The 19,676-nt window shown below is 62.5% G+C and carries 21 protein-coding genes; 12 read left to right on the top strand and 9 right to left on the bottom strand.

Annotated elements, in window-relative coordinates:
* The first annotated feature begins 195 nt into the window (after positions 1–195).
* Genes IB265_RS28460 through IB265_RS28450 form a run of 3 tightly spaced genes read left to right on the top strand, consistent with a single transcriptional unit; the run spans position 196 to position 3,468 of the window.
* The gene (locus IB265_RS28460; RefSeq protein WP_057255328.1) at positions 196–1,392 is read left to right on the top strand and encodes an exo-alpha-sialidase; all 1,197 of its coding nucleotides are present in this window, start codon (positions 196–198) and stop codon (positions 1,390–1,392) included.
* Positions 1,389–2,345, top strand: coding sequence for a 4-hydroxythreonine-4-phosphate dehydrogenase PdxA (gene pdxA, locus IB265_RS28455; protein WP_057255327.1), 957 nt, complete (start codon positions 1,389–1,391; stop codon positions 2,343–2,345). The genes IB265_RS28460 and pdxA overlap by 4 nt, the downstream gene beginning before the upstream one ends.
* 4 nt (positions 2,346–2,349) lie before the next feature.
* Positions 2,350–3,468, top strand: a complete 1,119-nt coding sequence (locus IB265_RS28450; RefSeq protein WP_112996461.1) for an iron-containing alcohol dehydrogenase — start codon at positions 2,350–2,352, stop codon at positions 3,466–3,468.
* 61 nt (positions 3,469–3,529) lie between these two features.
* Here the strand turns inward: IB265_RS28450 and IB265_RS28445 are convergent, their stop codons facing one another.
* On the bottom strand, positions 3,530–4,231 hold the full coding sequence (locus IB265_RS28445; protein WP_057255325.1) for a FadR/GntR family transcriptional regulator: 702 nt from the start codon (positions 4,229–4,231) through the stop codon (positions 3,530–3,532).
* Positions 4,232–4,234: 3 nt separating this feature from the next.
* Positions 4,235–5,263, bottom strand: a complete 1,029-nt coding sequence (locus IB265_RS28440) for a four-carbon acid sugar kinase family protein (RefSeq protein WP_057255324.1) — start codon at positions 5,261–5,263, stop codon at positions 4,235–4,237.
* Between the two features lie 407 nt (positions 5,264–5,670).
* On the opposite strand from IB265_RS28440, the gene IB265_RS28435 reads away from it, so the two are divergent.
* The 6 genes from IB265_RS28435 to IB265_RS28410 all read left to right on the top strand — a co-directional run bounded on the left by IB265_RS28435 (position 5,671) and on the right by IB265_RS28410 (position 12,511).
* Complete coding sequence (locus IB265_RS28435; protein WP_057255546.1) at positions 5,671–6,660, top strand: GlxA family transcriptional regulator; 990 nt, start codon at positions 5,671–5,673, stop codon at positions 6,658–6,660.
* A gap of 184 nt (positions 6,661–6,844) precedes the next feature.
* Positions 6,845–7,909 carry a hypothetical protein gene (locus tag IB265_RS28430; RefSeq protein ID WP_057255545.1) on the top strand — a complete coding sequence of 355 codons (1,065 nt, stop codon included), beginning with the start codon at positions 6,845–6,847 and terminating at the stop codon, positions 7,907–7,909.
* Positions 7,910–8,201: 292 nt separating this feature from the next.
* Positions 8,202–8,798 (top strand): hypothetical protein, encoded by a 597-nt coding sequence (locus tag IB265_RS28425; RefSeq protein WP_057255323.1) that lies wholly within the window; start codon positions 8,202–8,204, stop codon positions 8,796–8,798.
* A gap of 184 nt (positions 8,799–8,982) precedes the next feature.
* Entirely contained in the window at positions 8,983–10,698 is a 1,716-nt protein-coding gene (locus IB265_RS28420) for a type I secretion system permease/ATPase (protein WP_113132575.1), read from the top strand.
* A 19-nt stretch (positions 10,699–10,717) separates the two neighbouring features.
* A complete protein-coding gene (locus IB265_RS28415; protein ID WP_112996464.1) occupies positions 10,718–12,145 on the top strand; it encodes an HlyD family type I secretion periplasmic adaptor subunit in 1,428 nt (475 codons plus the stop codon).
* Positions 12,146–12,241: 96 nt separating this feature from the next.
* Complete coding sequence (locus IB265_RS28410; protein WP_057255320.1) at positions 12,242–12,511, top strand: transposase; 270 nt, start codon at positions 12,242–12,244, stop codon at positions 12,509–12,511.
* Here IB265_RS28410 and IB265_RS28405 read toward each other — a convergent pair.
* Together IB265_RS28405 and IB265_RS28400 are read right to left on the bottom strand one after the other, a co-directional pair.
* The gene (locus IB265_RS28405; RefSeq protein WP_057255319.1) at positions 12,480–13,253 is read right to left on the bottom strand and encodes a LuxR C-terminal-related transcriptional regulator; all 774 of its coding nucleotides are present in this window, start codon (positions 13,251–13,253) and stop codon (positions 12,480–12,482) included. The genes IB265_RS28410 and IB265_RS28405 overlap by 32 nt on opposite strands.
* Before the next feature lie 312 nt (positions 13,254–13,565).
* On the bottom strand, positions 13,566–14,132 hold the full coding sequence (locus IB265_RS28400) for a methylated-DNA--[protein]-cysteine S-methyltransferase (RefSeq protein ID WP_057255318.1): 567 nt from the start codon (positions 14,130–14,132) through the stop codon (positions 13,566–13,568).
* A gap of 35 nt (positions 14,133–14,167) precedes the next feature.
* Between IB265_RS28400 and IB265_RS28395 the strand changes: the two genes are divergently transcribed.
* Positions 14,168–14,707, top strand: coding sequence for a hypothetical protein (locus IB265_RS28395; protein WP_113132574.1), 540 nt, complete (start codon positions 14,168–14,170; stop codon positions 14,705–14,707).
* Between the two features lie 100 nt (positions 14,708–14,807).
* Positions 14,808–15,296, top strand: a complete 489-nt coding sequence (locus IB265_RS28390) for an Rrf2 family transcriptional regulator (protein ID WP_057255316.1) — start codon at positions 14,808–14,810, stop codon at positions 15,294–15,296.
* Here the strand turns inward: IB265_RS28390 and IB265_RS28385 are convergent.
* The 4 genes from IB265_RS28385 to IB265_RS28370 all read right to left on the bottom strand — a co-directional run bounded on the left by IB265_RS28385 (position 15,279) and on the right by IB265_RS28370 (position 18,104).
* Positions 15,279–16,289, bottom strand: a complete 1,011-nt coding sequence (locus IB265_RS28385) for a mechanosensitive ion channel family protein (protein WP_057255315.1) — start codon at positions 16,287–16,289, stop codon at positions 15,279–15,281. The two genes, IB265_RS28390 and IB265_RS28385, sit on opposite strands and share 18 nt — an antisense overlap.
* Positions 16,290–16,354: 65 nt before the next feature.
* The gene (locus IB265_RS28380; protein WP_057255314.1) at positions 16,355–16,759 is read right to left on the bottom strand and encodes a cupin domain-containing protein; all 405 of its coding nucleotides are present in this window, start codon (positions 16,757–16,759) and stop codon (positions 16,355–16,357) included.
* 54 nt (positions 16,760–16,813) lie between these two features.
* Positions 16,814–17,566, bottom strand: a complete 753-nt coding sequence (locus tag IB265_RS28375; RefSeq protein WP_057255313.1) for an SDR family oxidoreductase — start codon at positions 17,564–17,566, stop codon at positions 16,814–16,816.
* A gap of 58 nt (positions 17,567–17,624) precedes the next feature.
* On the bottom strand, positions 17,625–18,104 hold the full coding sequence (locus IB265_RS28370; protein WP_113132572.1) for a carboxymuconolactone decarboxylase family protein: 480 nt from the start codon (positions 18,102–18,104) through the stop codon (positions 17,625–17,627).
* A 129-nt stretch (positions 18,105–18,233) separates the two neighbouring features.
* Between IB265_RS28370 and IB265_RS28365 the strand changes: the two genes are divergently transcribed.
* On the top strand, positions 18,234–19,139 hold the full coding sequence (locus IB265_RS28365) for a LysR family transcriptional regulator (protein WP_113132571.1): 906 nt from the start codon (positions 18,234–18,236) through the stop codon (positions 19,137–19,139).
* A gap of 14 nt (positions 19,140–19,153) precedes the next feature.
* Here the strand turns inward: IB265_RS28365 and IB265_RS28360 are convergent, their stop codons facing one another.
* Positions 19,154–19,627 (bottom strand): Lrp/AsnC family transcriptional regulator, encoded by a 474-nt coding sequence (locus IB265_RS28360; protein WP_210334613.1) that lies wholly within the window; start codon positions 19,625–19,627, stop codon positions 19,154–19,156.
* Between the last annotated feature and the right edge of the window lie 49 nt (positions 19,628–19,676).

Below are 19,676 nucleotides of genomic sequence, written 5' to 3'. Positions count from 1 at the left end.
CAGACAATCCACTTTTCGCTCAAGTTTGTCAAATTAATTTGCGATGTAAAATTCATTCTAGAATTCTCACAATAAATAATTACGTAAATTCAATATATTAATGACATAAACGAGCAAACACAGGTCAATTTGTAACTTTATCAAACTTGACAACTTTGAAAATTCAGCGATTTTCGAAGCACACAGGAGGAGCCCATGAACCCTGAAGAAATCGCCCGCGGCATGAATGGCCTGCTTCAATCCGCCTCCCCCGGGCGCATGGAAGCGCTCTTGCCTTCGCCGATGATCCAGAACCATGCTGCCTTTCTGCATCTGCTTTCAGATGGCGCGCTCGCCTGCGCCTGGTTCGGCGGTACGCTCGAGGGCAAGTCGGATATCTCGATCTTTGCTTCCGTCCTGCCAAAGGACGCTACGCAATGGGGTCCGCCACAGCGCCTGAGCTTTGACCCTGCGCATTCGGAGCAGAACCCGGTGCTCTTCACCGCACCCGACGGCAGGCTGTGGCTCTTCCACACGTCCCAACCCTCCGGCAATCAGGATGAGTGCCGGATCCGGATGGCAGAGATCCGCCGCGATGCATCCGACCCGCTGGCACTGACGACGACCGAGGGCCGCTATCTCGACCTCCCGCGTGGATGCTTCATCCGCGCGCCCCTCGTGGTCCGCGGCGACGGCGCATGGATGCTGCCGATCTTCCGCTGCGTTCAGCGCCCCGGTCAGAAGTGGAACGGAAGCCACGATACCGCGGCCATCGGCATCTCGCTCGACCAAGGGGAAACATGGCAGCTCGAAGAACTGGAGCGTTCCATTGGCTGCGTGCACATGTCGCCGGTATCACTCGGCGATGGCCGCCTTACCGCCCTCTTCCGCCGGCGGCAGGCCGACTGGGTCTATAGGACCGAGAGCCTCGACGAGGGCCGAACCTGGTCCGCGCCCGAGGCAAGCGACGTCCCGAACAACAATTCCTCGATCGCCGCCCTGCGCCTTGCCGATGGTCGGATCGCGATGATCTGCAATCCCGTCAGCGCGGCCGACACCGCCGAGCGGCGCACCTCGCTTTACGACGAAATCGGCGAGAACGACAGCCGCCCCGACGCAGACCCCACGGGCGGCTGCGTTCCAATCTGGGGTGTCCGGCGCGCGCCGGTCGCCCTCTGCCTCTCCGAGGATGGCGGCAAGACCTTTCCCGTCCGGCTGCTGATCGAAGACGGCCCCGGCACGTGCCTTTCCAACGACTCGACCGACGGCCGCAACAAGGAGATGTCCTATCCCTGGCTGCTTGAGGGACCGGACGGGGCCGTGCATCTCGCCTACACCTACCACCGGCGCGCCATCAAATATGTTCGCCTGGCCCCTGGCTGGGACCACGCCGACCAACGGAGACCTTCATGAGCAACATCATCGGCATAACCATGGGCGACCCGTGCGGCGTCGGCCCCGAGATTTCGGTGCGTGCCCTCGCCGACATGTCGCAGCAAGAGCGCGACACGATCCGGATCTACGGCAATCTCGCCACGCTCGAGGCGGCCCGTGCGGCCCTTGGCCTCGAGATTGATCTCACCGCACATGTCGTGGATCTGCCGATCGAGGGCGCGCCGCTTCCCTGGGGACAGTTGAGCCCGGTCGCCGGCGACGCCGCCTTCCGCTTCATCGAAATGGCGGTGCGCGACGCCGAAGCCGGCGTCATCGGCTGCATCGTGACGGCGCCGATCAACAAGGAAGCCCTCAACCTTGCCGGTCATCACTATGACGGCCACACCGGCATGTTGCGCAGCCTCACGGGATCGAAGGCTGCCTACATGCTGCTTGCCTCCGAGCGCCTCAAGGTCATCCACGTTTCGACCCATGTGGCGCTGCAGGAAGCAATCCGGCGCTCGACGACCGAACGGGTTCTCGCCACCATCCGCGCCGGCGACGCCCATCTGAAACGCATCGGCTACGCGGCACCCAAAATCGCAGTCGCCGGCATCAATCCCCATTGCGGCGAGAACGGCCTTTTCGGCACCGAGGATGACGACCAGATCGCGCCGGCCGTCACGGCGGCGCGGGCAGAAGGGATCGATGCCTATGGCCCGATCTCCGCCGACACGGTGTTCCACCGCGCCTATTCCGGCGCCTTCGACCTCGTGGTCGCGCAGTATCACGACCAGGGGCACATCCCGGTGAAACTCGTCGCCTTCGATACCGCCGTGAACGTGTCGGTTGACCTGCCGATCGACCGAACCTCGGTCGATCACGGCACCGCTTTCGACATCGCCGGCCAGGGCATCGCCAACCACGGCAACATGAATTCCGCCATCGCCTATGCCCGCAAGCTCGTCGCGGGTGACGCCAAGCGAGGATGACACGATGACCATCGCTCCCCTTACCCTTCACCAGCCGCGTCGCCTCGCCGTCGGCGCCGGCACGATCGCAGACGTCGGCACCTGGGCGGCCGACGCCGGTTCGGTGCTCGTCATCGCAACGCCGATCACCGCCGGCTTCGTCGATCGCCTGACGCTTTCGGGCCGCGTCACGGTGTTTGACGCCATCCCGGGCGAACCCGATGTCGATACGCTCAACGCCGCGCTCGACGCTGCGCGTCAAAGCAAGCCGGACCTCATCGTCGGCCTTGGCGGCGGATCGGTACTCGACGTCGCCAAGCTGGTTGCCGTGCTTTGGGACTCGGAGCAGACGCTTGCCGATGTCGCCGGGCCAAACCGGGTTCTTGGCCGCAAAACGCGCCTTGCCCAGGTCGCCACGACCGCCGGCACCGGCTCGGAGGCCGGTATCCGCTCGCTGATCACTGATCCCGCCAAGGGGAACAAGATCGCGGTCGAAAGCCCACACATGATCGCTGACTTCGCCGTTCTCGATCCGGAACTCACCTATTCGGTGCCGTCGGCGGTAACCGCGGCCACCGGCGTCGACGCCATGGCCCATTGCGTGGAAGCCTTCACCAATCGGCGCGCCCATCCGATGATCGACGGCTTTGCCCGTATGGGCTTCAAGCTCGTCGGCAAGTATCTCGCGCGCGCAGTCAGGGATGGTGCCGATACCGAGGCACGTGAAGGGATGATGCTTGCCTCCTACTACGGCGGCATCTGCCTTGGCCCGGTCAACACCGCTGCCGGACATGCCATCGCCTATCCGCTCGGCACGAGGCTTCGCCTGCCCCATGGCCTGGCAAATGCCATCATCTTTCCGCACGTGCTCGCCTTCAACCAGCCGGTAGCCGTGAGCAAGACGGCGGAAGTCGCCCAGGCCTTAGGTCTTGGCGAAAATCTGTCCCCCCGGGAACTCCTGGATGCAGCATGCGGCTTCTGCCGCGATCTCGGCATCGAAATGTCGCTTGCCGCCCACGGCGCAAATGCCGACGACTTGCCGCTTTATGCCAGCGAGGCCCATGCCAACCGCCGGCTGATGGACAACAATCCCGTCGATATGAGCGTCGAAGACGTGCTCGCCGTCTACAGGGCAGCCTTCTGACCCACCGGCCACTGCAAAAATCAAACCCCGGCAGCAGCCGGGGTTTTCGCATTCGAGATCACTATTTGGTCGCCTGGAACAGGCGCTCGCGGGACCCGGCGAGGTGGTCTTGCATGAGTTGTCTCGCCTTTGCGGCTTCGCGCGCGGCAATGGCTTCGGCAATCGCCTCGTGCTCCGCGAAGACGCGCGTCAGCCCGGTGGTCTCCCGCTTGACCGAAGCACCGTGAAACCGCATGCCGACGGCGATATGGTCCTTCAGCGCTTCCATCGCCGTGAAGAAATAACTGTTCTGGGCGGCGCGCGCGATCGCGAGATGAAACTGGAAGTCCGCATCCTCCCGGTGCGATTGCCGGTTGGTGGCGTCCCGCATCAGTTCCAGTGCCTGACGGATGGCGGCCAAGGTGGCAGCGTCGTGCCGCTCGGCCGCAGCTGCAGCTGCAGCCGGCTCGACCGTCAGGCGGAACTCGTAGCAGTTCAGAAGATCGGCGACGTTCTCCAACTGCCCGAAGCCAAGCGGCTCACGCATGCCGACAGCGCGAACGAAGCTGCCAGCGCCGCGCCGCGAATAGATGAAACCCTGCTCGCGCAGCCGGCGCAGCGCTTCGCGAATGATCGGGCGGGAAACCTCGAACTCGCTTGCCAGATCGTGCTCAGTCGGCAAGCGCTCGTCCGGCTTGTAGGCGCCGGATTTGATCGCTCGGTGCATGCGCTCAAAGACGAGATCGCCGAGGCTCTTGCGTGCTGTTCCGTTCTCCAGTCCCATCCGTCATCCCATCTTGCGGAGGACAGCCTCCGCGATTTCCTTCAGCGTGTCCGGCACGCCGAATCCGCCGGACTTGGCGATGATGCAACGTCCATCGACCTCAGCCAAGCCCAGGCCCGGCAGGCACTCACCAAGCAGGCGAAAGCGCTGAACGCCCATTTTCTTCAGAACCGCCTCTGCGGTGGCGCCACCGGACAGAAGCAGCGTTCCTGCCGCTTCGACAAGGCCCTGACAAACGCTTTCAGCAAGCGCCTCGGAAACCGCCTCCGGCGTCACCTCCCCTTCGCCCGGCACCGCCTGAACGAGGGTGATCGCGCCGCCAGCGTCGCTTGACCCGACAAGCCGCCCATTCGGCGCCGGCAGGTAGGAAAGAGCAAGGACACTGCGAAGCGCGTCGATCTGGGCAAGGGTAATCGGGTCGCGGGACCCGATAACGAACAAGGCCGGGCCACCCGACATTTCGGCAGCGCTTGCTTCCTCTCCGTCACTCATCCGCTCGGCAAGCGCTTCGGCCAGGCCACGCGCTCCGATCAGCAGATCGGTGCCGCTTCGCTCCGCCTCTTCGAGCAGAGCGCGCATTTCGGCCTCGGTGGATGCATCCGGGATCAAGGCTCTTGCCGCATGCCGGCCGAGCCTCTCGGCAACGGAAATGGGCGCATCCACCCCAAAGCCTTGAACGCGGCCGGATGTCACCACCCGGCCAAAGGCAGGAATGGCCGGCGCCACTAAGGCAGAATGGAAGAACATCGCATCGAGTTCGGCGGCAATGTTGCCTTTCAGACGAGAGTCGATCTTCTTGAAGATCCGCCAACTGGAAGGGAGCGCGCCGAGAGCGGCTGCGGCACGTTGCCTGGCACTTTCGGCGCTCAGTTCGCGCGAGCCGAGATTGATCGAGAGCACGTCCGGACCTGCCCCCAGAGCATCGCCGATCGCTTCGATCGCCAATGCGACTTCGACATGGAAGCCCCTCGCAGCAAACGGCGCCGCGGCATCCAGTGCGCCGGTCAGGTCATCAGCGACAATGGCGAGCATCTGATAGATCCAAACGATTTGTTGTTATCTTTATAACTATTCTTTCGATTGAAATGTCAAACTTTTTTTGTTCTAATATTACAACTCTAGACCATTCTGATCGCAGGCTGTCGTCATGCGACATGGTGCCCGTTGCAGGTCTGCTTCATCCCGCGATGAGCAACGGCCAGCAGGGAACTGAAAGAGTAGAGCGCATCGGGCGCCGGCTGATCTTCGTGGATGATTGTGATCCCCTAGCACGCAGATTTCAGATAGGATAACGGATCGGGACCAGGGTCGGCGGAACCGGAAGCTTGCGGTTCCTGTTATCGGCGCTTGCAAAGTCGCGCGACGACCGTCGGGCCGCGACAAGTGACCTGCGCGCCAACCAATGGGCATGACGAGTTTAAAGTGGGTTCGCAATGACGATGAACACGAAATCCAACGATGCTGCAGCCAATCGCCTCAAGATAGGTTTCGTGCTCGCCCGGTCGTTCACACTCTCGGCCTTCGCTCTCTTCATCGACACGCTTCGGCTGGCGAGCGACGAGCTCGATAAATCGGGCCGCGTGCGTGCCGATTGGCAGGTGCTTGGCAACACCCGCCATCTGATCGCATCCAGTTGCGGGGTACAGGTGGCGCCCACGTCTGACCTCGTCGATCCCGGCCAGTTCGACTACATCGTGATGGTCGGCGGCCTGCTCAAGAACGAGCACCCGATCGACAACGAGACGATCGCTTTCCTGAAGAAGGCAGCCGCGAAGAAAGTGCCGTTGATCGGCCTGTGCACCGGCACCTTCATCCTGGCGGAAGCCGGGCTCATGGCGGGGCACGTCGTTTGCGTCAGCTGGCTCCACTATCAGGCGTTCCGCGAACGCTTCCCGGACTTGAAGGTGCGCTCGGACCGCCTCTTCAATCTCGACCGCACCCGCGGCTCTTGCGCCGGCGGCAGCAGCGCGGCCGACATGGCCGCCCACATCGTGCGCCTCCACATCAGCAGGGAGGCGGAGCGCAATGCGCTGGAGGTCCTGCAGATCGACAAGGCCCGCTCGCATCTTCATGTCCAGCCGAGGAAGCCGCTCGCGATCGAGAGCAACGACCCCCGCCTCAACGCTGCGCTTATCATCATGGAGCAGAATACCGAGAACACGCTCTCGATCCCTGAGCTGGCGGCCTCCGTCGGTCTGTCACGCAGGCAACTCGAGCGCCTGTTCATGGAAAAAGCCAAGATGTCGCCCGCGCACGTCTACAGGAAATTCCGGCTGGAACGCGCCAAGCACCTTCTCGCCCAGACCGATGCCTCGCTCATCGAGATCGCCCTCGAAGTCGGCTTCGAAAGCGCGGGGCATTTCTCCAGGACATTTGCCAAGACCTTCGGCCAGTCGCCGCGCCAAATGCGCGCGACACTGCCGAAGTGAGCCTTGCATTACCACTCGGGGTGCCTGGCCACGATAGCCGATTGGCTAATGACCTCCCCGAACGGACGTAGCCGAATTGCAGGCTCACCTTTTGCCGCAACCGCCTTCAAAATAGCTCGCGATGCGCGCTCGTACACGTCGCATGATCGTGCTGCGAGGGATGAAGTCTATGGGAGTGATGGCGATGGCGGAAACTCGTCTTTTGTCGGAAGAGGCACCGAACGCGAACTCCAATCAGAGCACAGTTGCCGGCGGACATCTCGCACTGGTCCCGACGTGGCTTCCACTCGACATAGCGCCGGCGCAGAACTCCGCCGGAAGCGGCGGCGACGGCACAAGCCTGGGTACGATCGGCAGCAACACGCTGGCAATGTTCACACCGTCGAACGCGGCAATCGCCGGCTCGCACACGGACGCCGATGCGCACCAAGGCAATACCGCACTGATGAATCAGCACGTCACCGAGATGGCGGGCATCGGCGGTGAAGGCGGGAATGGTAATGTTGCCGGCGGCCACGGCGGCGGCAGCGTGGCCGGCGGTGGCGGCGACGGCAGCTTTTTTGGCGGCCTCGTCAGCACCGACACCGCGGTGTTTGCGCCTTTGAACCTGGCTGTCGCGGCCGGTCAGGGTTCGACCTCCACGGCCGGACAAACAAACAATGCCGCCTTCCTTCAAGGCGCCACCCAGATCGGCGGTGTTGGCGGCTCCGGCGGGGATCATAACGTTGCCGGCAATACCGCGCCGGCCCAGCCGCAGGGCGCGACGTTCATTTTCAATGGCGACGCCTACGCGGGCCATGGTGGTGACGGCACTTTCATCGGCAGCATGGTCGACGTGAACGTCGCTGTGTTCTCGCCCATCAACATTGCTGTCGGCGCGGCCGGCGGCGATGCCCACGCCACGCAGTCGAACAACGTGATCTTCGACCAGGGCGGCGTGCAGATCGCCGGCATCGGCGGCAAGGGCGGTGGTTTCAACCTCTCATCGGACACGATCTTCACCGGAAGCGGGGTCGCCGGCGGCGGCGGTGACGGCTATTCGAACGGCAGCGCAGTCGACGTCAACATCGGCTACTTCCACCCGCTCAACATCGCCGTGCCCGCCGGCGGCACCGCCGAGGCGGACCAGCTCAACCACCTGCTCGTCGACCAGCATACACTGCAGATCGGCGGCATCGGGGGAGCGGGCGGCGAAGGCAACATCGCCGAGACCAATGCCGCGCTGATCGACGACGTCCTGCACGGCTGACCCGCCGCATTCCAGATCAAGCCCAACAAGCGGCTCTGGCGCCACGGAGACATGGCGTTCTGCCACCATCACCCACGGCCAATATACTTGAAACCGCGCGCCGCCGGAGCGCTTGACGCCGGCCGAAGCCTGAAGCGCGGGCGGACCCTACCCAAAGGAACGTCCCCGAATGTCCGGCTGGTTCCCCCCGATGATCACGCGCACCATATCTTCGCGCTGTCCCCCGCTGCGGCGGTGTGCTGTGGCATCGAACCGTCCAAGACTACGGGGCAACAAGTAGAGGAGCGACGCTATGCCTATCTCGCAACTAACCACCGACACGATCAACTTCACCAATCCCGTCGCGGGCGACGCGAGCGCCGGCAACGGCGGCGACGGCACCAACAACGGCGATATCAACTACACCCCAGTTGTCACGGTTGCCCCGACGCAGACCGTCGTCGGCTCAGTCCCCACCGTCGACAACGGCGATGACGTCGGCCAGGCTGCGGCCTGGGGCACCGGCAGCGCTGATGGCGGTGGCTTCATCCAGGTACCGATCGCCGTCCTTGCTTCGCTTACCAACAGCGGTGCAGGCGGCGCAGGCGGCAATCCGACCTCGAGTGGCGACCAGAGCAACACCAGCGGCGGCAACACGGCAACGGTAGGTGCTAACACCACCGCTACGCAAACCACGACCCTGCTCGCCGACCAAGGTGCGACGATCATCTCGGGCATGGGCGGGGCTGGCGGCAGCGGCGCAACGGCGCTCGGTGGCGATATTTCCGCCGCTCTGGTTCATTCGAACCCGATCTCGGAAACCACCACGACGACTACCACCACGGCGGTCTCGAACGTTCTCGACAATTTCGACAACACATTAGGCAACATCAGCGACATCGGTATCTGAGTCGCTCGACAAGGATCGCCGGCCATGGCCGGCGATCCTCCTTTCACCTGTGTCGCGGCGTGCAAGAACGCTACGGGACCTTTGAGTTGCATTTGGCCACGGATCGAGCCCGAGCAAAAGAAGCCTGAAGCAGCCAAGCCGACCGCATCAGCATCGATCATGCCGATCCGATCGAGATCCGATAATGACGACGAATCCGACAGGGGCGCAGCACTCTCCAACCCATCTGGTCCTGGCTCTCAAGGCCTGCACGGGAGCGTTCCTGCTGGTCTTCCTCTATAGCTGCGCCTACAACCTGTTCCTGCTGGCGCCTTCCATCTACCTGTTGCAGATCTACGATCGCGTCCTGTCGAGCCGCAGCGCCGACACGCTGTTGATGCTGACGCTCATCATCGCGGCAGCGGTGTTGGTCGGCTCGATCCTGGATATCGTTCGCCGCGCCGCGCTGTCGCGGATCGGCAGCTGGCTCGATCACCGCTTGCGGCCCGTCGTGCTGACGGCCTGCTTCGAATATGGCGCCCGCACCGAAACGAACCTCGCCAACGATTGCTACCGCGACCTATCGATCCTGCGCCAGTTCCTCGACGCCCCGGCCAGCTCGCTGCTTTTCGACGTTCCCTGGGCGCCGATCTTCCTGCTGCTTCTGTTCCTAGTCCATCCGTTGCTCGGAACCATCGGGCTATTCACCGCGCTCACCTTGCTGCTGCTCGCCATCGCGACGGAATTCGCGACCCGGCAGCCGTTAATGAAAGCGAACCTGGCGCTCTCCCGCAGCCACATGCGTTTCGCGACGGCGTTGCGGTATATCCAGGTCATCCGCGCGATGAACATGCAGAATGGCGCCGCCCAACTCGTCTATCGCGACGCCGAGACCGCACGACAGGCGCAAGACGATGCGATGAAGCGCACCGAAACCATTCTCGGGCTCTCGAAATCGGTGCGCATGCTGGCGCAGATCCTGATGATGGGATCCGCAGCCTGGCTCGTCCTGGAGGAAAGCGGAAACCCCGGCATCATCTTCGTCTCCAGCCTGCTTCTCGGTCGCGGGCTTGCCCCGATCGAGGGCGCGATCGGCGGGTGGCGCGCCGTGGCCTTCGCCCATGCCGCATTCAATCGCATCAACGCGATGTTGATATCGATCGCGTCGCAGGAGAGCGCACGCACGATACCGATGCCCGAAGCGGGCGGGCTCGTGCTCGACCGCGTCGGTTACATGCTTCCTTCGGGCAACCGTCAGATACTGAATGCCGTTACTTTGCGGCTGGCGCCGGGCGATTGTCTTGCGCTGATCGGTCCATCCGGTTCCGGAAAGTCGACGCTTGGCCGCATCATAGCGGGCGTTCAGCCGACGACCTGCGGCAGCGCCCTGCTCGGCGGCGTCGATATTGCCACCCTCCGGCTCGGCGGCGGCATGCGTCATGTCGGCTACCTGCCGCAGGACATCGAACTCTTCGGCGGCGCGGTGAAGGACGTCGTCGGCCGGCTCGACGGAACCGACGTCGGCAAGGTCATCGAAGCGGCAAAGCTTGTCGGGCTGCACGATGCGATCATGCAACTGCCTCAGGGCTACGAGACGGATGTCGGCGATGGCGGCGCGACCCTGCTTCGGGCCCAACGCCAGCAGCTGGGACTGGCGCGCGCGGTTTACGGCAATCCCGCCCTCGTCGTCCTCGACGATCCCAATTCCAGTCTGGATTACGACGGCGAACGCCGATTGTTTGCAGCAATCGCCCGCATGCGCGCCATGGGGATGATGATCATCATCATCACGCACCGCATGGGCATTCTCCCGGTGACCAACAAGATCGCGATCATGCGCAATGGCACGATCGAAGCCTTCGGCGACAGCGACTGGGTCTTCGATACCTATCTGCAGCCACCGGCCCGAGCGGGCACGTGAGAAGGGAGGCGCGAGAACGATGGAGCTCATCAAATCCGACCTGACCCGACGCGGCCCTGAAATTGTAGGCTATGCCTGCGACGCCAATGGGATAGCCGGGCCCCAGCCCTCCACAGCGGTCTCCACCCGCCTTCCGGTGACGCTTGCCGAAGCCTCACCGATGTCGCGGCTGCGGCATGTCGCCTGGACGGGAAACCTGCTGATCGGCGTCTTTGTTTTCGGCCTGGGCATCTGGTCGGTTCTCGCACCGCTCAGCAGCGCCGCGATCGCGTCCGGCGTCGTTGAAACCGAGGCGAACCGCAAGACCATCCAGCATCTCGAAGGCGGAATCGTCAGGCGGATCCTTGTGCGCAACGGCGATGCCGTGTCCGCCGGCCAGGTGCTGATCAAGCTCGACGATACGAAGCCGCGTTCGGAACGGGACAGCCTTCGCGGCCAACTTTGGGATGCGGAGGCGCGACAGGCGCGGCTCACCGCTGAGCAGAACGGCTGGGATCAGGTCGCCTTTCCCCCCGATCTCGTGGAGCAAGCCGGCAACTACCGGGTGATCCACGACATTCTCGACGGTCAGCAGAATATATTCGATGCCCGTCGCCAGGTGATGCAGTCCGACATCGTGATCACGCAGCAGAAGATCAAGGAAGTGCTGGAGGAAGTCGCCGGACTGAGCGCCCAGAAGGCGTCCCTGATGGAGAGGAGTGCCATTTCGCGCCAGGAGCTTGAGACGGTTTCGGCGCTCACCGCGAAGGGTCTCGAACGAAAGAGCCGGGTTCTCATCCTGGCGCGGGAAAGGGCCGACATCGGCGGTCAGATCGGCGAAGTCTCCGCGCGCATATCCCGCGCCCACCAGGTTATCAGCGAGTCACAGTCCTATATCGTCAAGCTGCGCAGCGACCGGCTGAATGAAGTCGCGCTCACACTGCGCGATACGGAAAACCAGCTGGCGCAGCTGCGTGAGCGTTTGAACGCCATCGATGATCAATTGGCGAGAACCGAGATCAGAGCGCCCGACGACGGAGTGATCATGGATCTACGTGTCCACACGACAGGCGGCGTCATCGGCGCTGGAGAGCCGTTGGCCGACCTCGTGCCGGACGCCGGCGCACTGGTCGTCGCGGCGCGGGTGAAGCCGGAAGATATCGCCCAGGTCCATGCCGGGCTCGAGGCACAGGTTCATCTCATTCCTTACAACCAGCGGCGGGTACCGCTGCTGAAGGGCACGGTCGCCTATGTGTCCGCCGACCATCTGGTCGACCGGCAAACCGGCCACACCTACTACGCGGCAACAATCCGCGTTACCGATGAGCGGCTAGGCCATATGCCGGGCGTGGAGATGGTACCGGGCATGCCGGTGCGGGCCATGATAGAGACCGGTACGAGCAGCGTGGCGCTTTACGCGCTGCGTCCGTTGCTTGACAGTTTCAACACCGCATTTCGCGAGAACTGAGGCGTGCCGCGCGGAACGCCGTGGGCGTACCACATGGGCTCTGTTATCCGGCCCCGCGATCATATGTGCCAGTCGGTTCCCGGAAGGACAGCTGCGATGGGCAAACGTAAGTTCAATGACGACGAAGTCCTGGAGATCCTCAAGGAGCATCAGTACGGTGCGACCGTAGCCGATGTCTGCCACCGGCATGGCATCAGCCAGCCGACTTTCTATCGCTGGCAATCGCTGCAAAGCAGGGGCCCCAATTTCGATGCGGAGCGCGTAAAGGCGCTCGAACTGGAAAATCAGAAGCTCAAGAGGCTATTGGCCGAAGCCATGCTGACGGCCGCAACGCTCAGCGAGATGCTCGAAAAGACATCACGTTGACGATGCTGCTGCCGTTGGTGGCGACGCCATGACCGTTGCCGGCGGTTCCCCGGTCTGCAAGCAAGGCGACGACCTCGGTGCGGTTCTGCACCTGCAATTTGCGCATGATGTGCTGCAGATGCATTTTCACCGTATGGTCGGAAAGATTGAGCTTTCCAGCGATCACTTTGTTCGAAGAGCCGCATCGCAATTCCGCGAGCACGTCCGCCTCGCGCGGCGTGAAGTCGGCGAGCGCAAACTCGCTTCGATAAGCGCTGATCGGCACCCTTTCGATATGACGAGCGGCAGCCGCGCATTCGGTGAGCGCGGCAAGCGGGTCTGGACAGAAGATGCCGCCGGCAAGGACCAGCCGCAAGCCGGCAAGCGCAAGCTCGATCCGCAAGGACGTCGTGAAGAAGCCGCGAACTCCAAGCTTGAGGACATCGGCAGCGGTCGTCCTGTCGTCCGTGTCCGAGAGCACCGCAACCGGCACGTCCGGAAAGCGCTTGCGGATTTCCGCAAGCTCATCATGCAAGTTGCACCCGCCGTCGTTTCGAGCGCTCAGGTCCAGCACGATTAAACGCACATCGTACCCGAGCGCCTGGTCCAGGCTGTCGGTCGAGACCATATCGATAAAATTCCAACCGGAGAGTTCGTATTCGAGAACGGCAACGATGACGCTGCGCACGAGCGTCTGGTGTTCTATCACAATCCCGGTCGGCGTACGGTCCTTGCGGCACGGCGTTCCTGAACTGATGGACATGCGTCACCCCCAGGATTCGTTCGCGACAAGTTGCGGTGCCTAAAATATTTCCGTTCTGATAGTCTGTCATGAGAAAATCAGAATTAATCCGATCGGGCTGCATCAGCAACAGATTGAAAATACTATATATTTCTCGAAGCGCCGATAAAGCTTGTAACATATATTGAGCAGCGAGCCTGAGAACCTCTCGGAAAGAAGGTAGCAACGCGCAACCCTCAGTCAATATTCACGCGCTTGCGCACGCGGGCCGCGCACAATTGTTTGAGCAAAAGCGCTTTGAGTGTCCGGTCGGCCTGACGATTGTCGATATCTTTAAAAACCGAAGGACTGTTGCGTCGGTTCGGGCGCTTGCCCCAGATGTATGCCTTCCAGCTCCAGCATGCGGGTCTTGGTGGTGGAACCGCCAGGCGCCGAGAACCCACCGATCTTGCCGCCGGCGGCAAGTACCCGGTGACAGGGGATGATCAGGGACACCGGGTTCTTGGCCATCGCCTGACCAACGTCGCGCGCGGCTTCCGGGCCTGCGCCCAGTTCCTTTGCCAGCGCGCCATACGTGGTCGTCTGCCCCCAGCGCAGCTGGCGGGTCGCAGCATAGATGCGCTGGAAAAGCTCATCCTGCCCTTCCAGATCGACCGCAAAGCCGGAGAAATCGACCTCCTTGCCATCAAAGTAGCGTTGGACGGCCTCCACTGCCTCCCGGATTTCGGGTGTCGGCTGGGAAGCCTCGGCGGCCGACAGACGCCGCAACAGCAGCCGCTGGGTTGCCTCTGCCGCCCGGGTCGGCAGTTGGAATCGCGTGATGCCCACATCGTTCCAGGCGATGCCGCAGAAGCCGGCCGCAGTCTCGAAGATGAAATAGCGATGTCCTGCCTGCCCCATCCGTATAGCCTCCCTGTGTCTCTACTATCAAAATCGTGCCGGAGGGCGACGAATTCAACCCGTTTCCTGCCTCGGTGGCCGCCGCTTACGGGCTGCTCGACATCAAGCGCAGGTCGAAAGCGCAGCCATTTGCGAAAGCTTTACGGTTGTCGGGCAAGGTTCCGCACCAACATCAGGAGACGACGGTGGACATCCTGCATACCCCGACGATCATGCTCAGTTCGTTCGCGACGCTGGTGGTCTTCGCCGTTTTCTTCGGCCTTGCCTGGCGACAGGAGCGCAAGAGCCTCGAACTGCTTCTGTGGTCCTCGGCCTTCTCCATCGGCGCGGTCGGCTTCGTCCTGCTGACGCTGCGCGGTGATGGCTACAACTTTGTCACCATTTCGCTCGGTAATGCGCTTGCGGTACTGGCGCTCGCGATGATCTGGCTCGGCCTGCGCGCTTTCGTCCGCCGGGCCTGCCACCGGCGGCACTCCAGCGGCGGCGCTGTTTTCGCTGAAATCCTCAAGGGGCGGCTCAGCGCCGAGATCGCCGAACCTCTCCTGATTTTCCGCGTCGTGCGTGCCGCACCATGAAGACGGGACCGGCCGCATCGGTTTGACACTGTTTACACAGCAGAAAAATAGGGATATTTGTTATCCTTAATATGCACCTTGGCATCCGCCGGACGAAGACATGATCCTCAAAAGCCAAGTCGAATGGGCGTTGCACTGTTGTGCCATTCTCGCCGGCCTGCCTGAAGGCCGCTACCTCTCAACCAAGGCGCTGGCGGAATTTCACGGGCTGCCCAAGGAGTATCTGTCGAAGGCGCTGCAGAGCCTTTCGCAGGCCGGTCTCGTCCACACGACCCTCGGTCCATCGGGCGGATACCGGCTGGCAAAAGCGCCGGCCGAGCTGACCTTTCTCGAAATCGTCGAGGCGGTCGAAGGCAGATCGAGAACCTTCGTCTGCACCAATATCAGGGCCAACAATCCCTGTCGCGCACCCGGCTACTGCGAAGAGACGCCGTGCGCGGTGGCGCGCATCATGTGGGAGGCCGACGAAGCCTGGCGCGACAAGCTGCGCAGCGTGCGCCTATCCGACCTGATCGAGATCCTCTCGCAGGAAATTCCCTCGGATCTCTTGAAACGGAGTTTCGCGTGGGTTCTAGAGCGCGCCGGCTGAGCGAAAACCGGCGTCTGTGCCGGCAGGCGGCACGTAGAAATAGGCCTGAGGCGGCGGCGCAAGCGAGAGACCCTCTAGACGGCATTGTTCATGAACGCGGTCGATCACCTCGTTGCGTGCCGGCGTCCGCTCAGCCGGGTTCTTGACGCGAAACTGCAGTTCGACCTCGACGGCCACGGCGTCGATCGCCTTGAGGGCGACGACCGGCGGCGGCTCGCGCACGATCAGGCCGCACCCTTGCAGAGCTCTCTGCATCGTTTCTTCGATCCGGCGTGGCGGATGATCCGCGGCAAGACGGATCGACAAAGCGATCTGATGGGTCTCGTCCGGACGGCTGAGATTGGTGAGCCCGACCTTGGCGAGCGCGCTGTTCGGCAGCACGACGACATTGTGCGCTCCGGTGAGCAGAAACGTGGAACGCCAGTTGTTCTCGATGACACGGCCTTCGGTGCCGTCGCCAAGCACTATCCAGTCGCCGATGGCAAAGGGCCGCCCCAGCGTCAGCGCGATACCCGAGAACACGTCGCCGAGCGTATTTTGAAGCGCGAGACCGAAGATGATGGCAACCACCCCGGAGGTCGCAACCAGCGTGCCGATCGGCGCCCGGAAGACGAAGCCCAGTATCGACAGTGCCACGCCGAGATAGACAATGGCGACGATGAGGTCCTGCAGCAGGCGGGCCTCCTGCGGCCGCCTTTCAAGGACGATGTAGAGACGCACGAAGCCGATAAGCGACCAGGCGAGGTGCGTCCACCACAGCACCCGTGCCGACGTCGCCAGAAAGGCGAGCGCTCCCTGAAGATGCTGATCGTCGCTCCGATGCGGCATGATGCCGGAAAGGAGGAGAACCGCCGTCATCACGCAGAAGAAGAGGATCTGGACAATCAGCCTGGCGAGCGGGCGACGGCGCCCCTGCACATGCCAGACAACGATGCCGGTGATGCCAAGAAGATTGATCAGCACGAGCGGCAACGGTAATTGGTCGGCGAACATCTTGGGCTCCAACGATTGCAGACAAATTGCAGGACCGGGCGCTTGTGCGGCCGGTCCTGCAGGGATCACTTCATCGGATAGGTCAGTTCCTTTTCGGCGGTATCGACGACGAAGACCGCGAGCAGCTTGGCGGGCTCTGTCTCGCTGCCGTTGGCGCTGACGCCGTGACGGTCGCCGGGCATTTCCGAAAAGTTCTCGCCGGCCTTGTAGACCTTGACCGGTCCATCGTTGACCTGGCTTCGGATCGAGCCTTCCAGCACCGTCGCATAGATGAAGGCGGTGCTCGGATGGGTGTGCGCCTCCGAAGAGCCGCCGGGCCCATATTCCACCAGAACGCCCTTGATGCTCTTGCCCGGCGCGTTCGGCAACTCGTGCTCATAGACCAGGGTGACTTTGGCAGCATCGCCCGCAGCGGCCGTGCCGAACAATGCGGTGGCGACCGCAGTGGCGGCGATGAGAGACTTGATCATGTCGGAAGTCCTTTCAGGGGGCTGGAGGTGCGCCGCCGGCGCACCCGTATGTGGTCACTTGCGAGGAGCCGTGGCGAACCATTCTTCGAAGGTGATCCGGCCGAGGCGGGGATTGTTGTCGGAGACCAGCGAGCCGTCTTGCAGCAGCGCGCCGAAGTAGCGAGCCTCCCGATCGGCCTCGACCTTGCGGTTGTCGCCGCTTGCCTTGAGGTAGCGGGCGACGAGATCGCTGAGGCGTGAGCGCTCCGGTCCGGCAATCTCGATCGTGCCGTTGACCGGGGCGGCAAGCGCGACCGCGGCCATGGCATCGGCGACGTCATCGGACGCGATCGGCTGCACATAGGCCGGCGAGAGGTGCACGGTGTCGCCGACAGTCCCGGATTGGGCGATGCCGCCCAAAAACTCCATGAACTGGGTCGAATGCACGATCGTATAGGGGATACCGCCGGCCTTGATCAGTTTTTCCTGGGCGAGCTTGCCGCGGAAATAGCCGCTTTCCTGCAGACGCTCGGTCCCGACGACCGAAAGCGCGATATGGTGTTTGACGCCGGCAGCCTTTTCCGCCGCAAGCAGGTTGCGGCCGGAGGTCTCGAAGAACTCGAGCACCGCCTTGTCCTCGAAGGAGGGCGAGTTGGCGAGGTCGATGACCACCTCGCAACCGGAAAGCGCCTCGGCGAGACCTTCGCCGGTGATGGTGTTGACGCCCGTATTCGGAGAGGCGGCAACCACCTCATGGCCTTGCTTGCGCAGGCGTTCGACCGTCTTGGAGCCGATCAGGCCCGTTCCGCCGATAATGACGATTTTCATGGGATCCTCCAATCGTTGCGGCGGCTGGCCGCGTTGTTCGATCACTCAGGAACAGGGTTTAGTTCAGTCCGGCCTTGTCGAGGCCATAGAGCTTGTCGGCCGAACCGGGCACGGCCTTGAAGGCGACACTGACGCGGTTCCAGGCATTGATGACCATGATGGAGAAGGTGAGATCGGAGATCTCCTTCTCCGAAAGCTGGCCGCGTACACGCTCGTAAAGTTCGTCCGGAATGCCGCCTTCGGGCAGTTTCGTAACCGCCTCGGCCCAGGCAAGCGCTGCGCGTTCGCGCGGGATGAAGAGGTTCGATTCACGCCAGATCGCGACGTGGTAGAGACGCAGTTCGCTCTCGCCGTGAATCTTTGCCTCCTTCACATGCATGTCAACGCAGAAGGCGCAGCCATTGATCTGCGAGGCCCTTATGTTCACGAGGTCGTGGATCTTCTGTTCGATGACGCTGTCCCTCAGGCTGAGGCTGAGGTCGGAGATCTTCTTGAAGAACTCGGGGGAATGCTGTGCGTAGTTCAGGCGCTGTGTCATGGGTTCGCTCCGTAATTAAGGATATTATCTATCCTTATGGATACAAGATATCCGTAATTACTGGACAGTAAAGCGCGATGGTCATACACTCGGCGCATAAGGCTTATGCCGAAACGTTTGAGGGACCGGATGGATATTGTCTCAGCGCTGAGAGCCTTCCTGCGCGTGGCGGAGACGGGCTCGTTTTCCGCCGCCGCACTCGATCTCAACCTGACGCAGCCGGCGGTCTCGCGGCAGGTATCGGCTCTCGAGGAGCACCTGAACACGCGCCTTCTTCACCGGACGACGAGCGCATTGGCGCTTACCGCCGAGGGCGAGCACATGATCCCGATGGCGCTCCGGGTGGTGGAAGCGGTCGACGCCCTGAACGAAGCCTCGTGTGCCGAGACTGCCTCGGTCTCCGGTCGAGTCCGGCTCACCCTGCCCGCACCCCTCGGCCTTTATGTCAGCGATCGGCTCGCCGGCTTTCTCGAGCGGCATCCCGGCCTGTCGGTCGAGTTGATCTTCCGTGAAGAGTCGTCGGATCTGGTCGGCGAAGGCATTGATCTCGAAGTGCGCCTCGGGCCTGTGACGGACAATAGCCTGATGTGCCGGCGCATCGGCTGGACGACCGCCTTCCTCGTTGCAGCACCCGGCTATTTGGACGGAAGGAGCACACCGAAAACGCCTGACGAGATCGGGGGCCACGAGTGCATCTGCTACAGTCGTGCCGGTGACGGACGCTCCTGGACCTTTTCCGATGGTTCCGACGACATCTTCGTGCGCATTGCACCGCGTCTCGTCGCCAACAATGCGGTGGCCGTGCACCGTGCGGTGCTTGCGGGAAGCGGCCTGGCGATCCTGTCGCACATCCTCGCCTGCCCCGACATCGAAGCTGGCAGGCTGGTGAACCTGATGCCGGACTTTCCGCCAGCGCGTCTGCCGATCAGCGTCGTCTATCCGTCGCGCCGGAACATGCCGCTGCGTGTGCGAACCGTTCTCGATTTTCTTGTCGAGGCAGTGAAGGAAGATCCGTTGATGGCGTCCGCCTCCTGACAGCGGAACGCCGCTCAGCGTTGACCGATCGTTGCGCGCAGCGGGAGTCCGTTGAACGCCTTGATCTCCTTCAGCACGAAGGTCGTCTGCATTTCCTTGATGCAGGGCAGCCGTCGCACCACTTTCATGGCGAAATCCGAATAGGAATCGAGGTCGGATGAAACGACCTGCAGAAGGAAGTCCGCATCACCGGCTATGCTGTAGCAGGCGACAACGCTGTCGAGCTTCATCACTTCATCGGCGAAAGCATCGGCTTCCGCCTCGGTATGGCTGTCGATCTTCACCCGGATGAAGGCGAGCACTCCCAAGCCGATTTCCTTCCGGTTCAGGACAGCCATATAGCCCTGAATGACGCCATCATCCTCAAGCTGGCGCACGCGCCGCCAGCAGGGCGATGTCGACATGCCCACTTCCTCCGAAAGCGCCTGGTTGCTCAGGCGCCCGTCATTCTGCAGCGCGGTCAAAATCTTCACATCGGCGGGCGTCAAGATTGTAGGCACATCCTACCTCACGCTTTGTCAATGCAGGTAGAAACTA

This window comes from Ensifer sp. ENS10 (genome assembly GCF_014852025.1).
In the GTDB taxonomy this organism is placed as follows: domain Bacteria; phylum Pseudomonadota; class Alphaproteobacteria; order Rhizobiales; family Rhizobiaceae; genus Ensifer.
This window is presented reverse-complemented; position numbering and strand designations above follow the sequence as displayed.

What these genes read in the sequence shown, in the direction of transcription:
- IB265_RS28460 (WP_057255328.1), top strand. Translation starts at nt 196, where the DNA reads ATGAACCCTGAAGAAATCGCCCGCGGCATGAATGGCCTGCTTCAATCC.
- pdxA (WP_057255327.1), top strand. Translation starts at nt 1,389, where the DNA reads ATGAGCAACATCATCGGCATAACCATGGGCGACCCGTGCGGCGTCGGC.
- IB265_RS28450 (WP_112996461.1), top strand. Translation starts at nt 2,350, where the DNA reads ATGACCATCGCTCCCCTTACCCTTCACCAGCCGCGTCGCCTCGCCGTC.
- IB265_RS28445 (WP_057255325.1), bottom strand. Translation starts at nt 4,231, where the DNA reads ATGGGACTGGAGAACGGAACAGCACGCAAGAGCCTCGGCGATCTCGTC.
- IB265_RS28440 (WP_057255324.1), bottom strand. Translation starts at nt 5,263, where the DNA reads ATGCTCGCCATTGTCGCTGATGACCTGACCGGCGCACTGGATGCCGCG.
- IB265_RS28435 (WP_057255546.1), top strand. Translation starts at nt 5,671, where the DNA reads ATGAACACGAAATCCAACGATGCTGCAGCCAATCGCCTCAAGATAGGT.
- IB265_RS28430 (WP_057255545.1), top strand. Translation starts at nt 6,845, where the DNA reads ATGGCGGAAACTCGTCTTTTGTCGGAAGAGGCACCGAACGCGAACTCC.
- IB265_RS28425 (WP_057255323.1), top strand. Translation starts at nt 8,202, where the DNA reads ATGCCTATCTCGCAACTAACCACCGACACGATCAACTTCACCAATCCC.
- IB265_RS28420 (WP_113132575.1), top strand. Translation starts at nt 8,983, where the DNA reads ATGACGACGAATCCGACAGGGGCGCAGCACTCTCCAACCCATCTGGTC.
- IB265_RS28415 (WP_112996464.1), top strand. Translation starts at nt 10,718, where the DNA reads ATGGAGCTCATCAAATCCGACCTGACCCGACGCGGCCCTGAAATTGTA.
- IB265_RS28410 (WP_057255320.1), top strand. Translation starts at nt 12,242, where the DNA reads ATGGGCAAACGTAAGTTCAATGACGACGAAGTCCTGGAGATCCTCAAG.
- IB265_RS28405 (WP_057255319.1), bottom strand. Translation starts at nt 13,253, where the DNA reads ATGTCCATCAGTTCAGGAACGCCGTGCCGCAAGGACCGTACGCCGACC.
- IB265_RS28400 (WP_057255318.1), bottom strand. Translation starts at nt 14,132, where the DNA reads ATGGGGCAGGCAGGACATCGCTATTTCATCTTCGAGACTGCGGCCGGC.
- IB265_RS28390 (WP_057255316.1), top strand. Translation starts at nt 14,808, where the DNA reads ATGATCCTCAAAAGCCAAGTCGAATGGGCGTTGCACTGTTGTGCCATT.
- IB265_RS28385 (WP_057255315.1), bottom strand. Translation starts at nt 16,289, where the DNA reads ATGTTCGCCGACCAATTACCGTTGCCGCTCGTGCTGATCAATCTTCTT.
- IB265_RS28380 (WP_057255314.1), bottom strand. Translation starts at nt 16,759, where the DNA reads ATGATCAAGTCTCTCATCGCCGCCACTGCGGTCGCCACCGCATTGTTC.
- IB265_RS28375 (WP_057255313.1), bottom strand. Translation starts at nt 17,566, where the DNA reads ATGAAAATCGTCATTATCGGCGGAACGGGCCTGATCGGCTCCAAGACG.
- IB265_RS28370 (WP_113132572.1), bottom strand. Translation starts at nt 18,104, where the DNA reads ATGACACAGCGCCTGAACTACGCACAGCATTCCCCCGAGTTCTTCAAG.
- IB265_RS28365 (WP_113132571.1), top strand. Translation starts at nt 18,234, where the DNA reads ATGGATATTGTCTCAGCGCTGAGAGCCTTCCTGCGCGTGGCGGAGACG.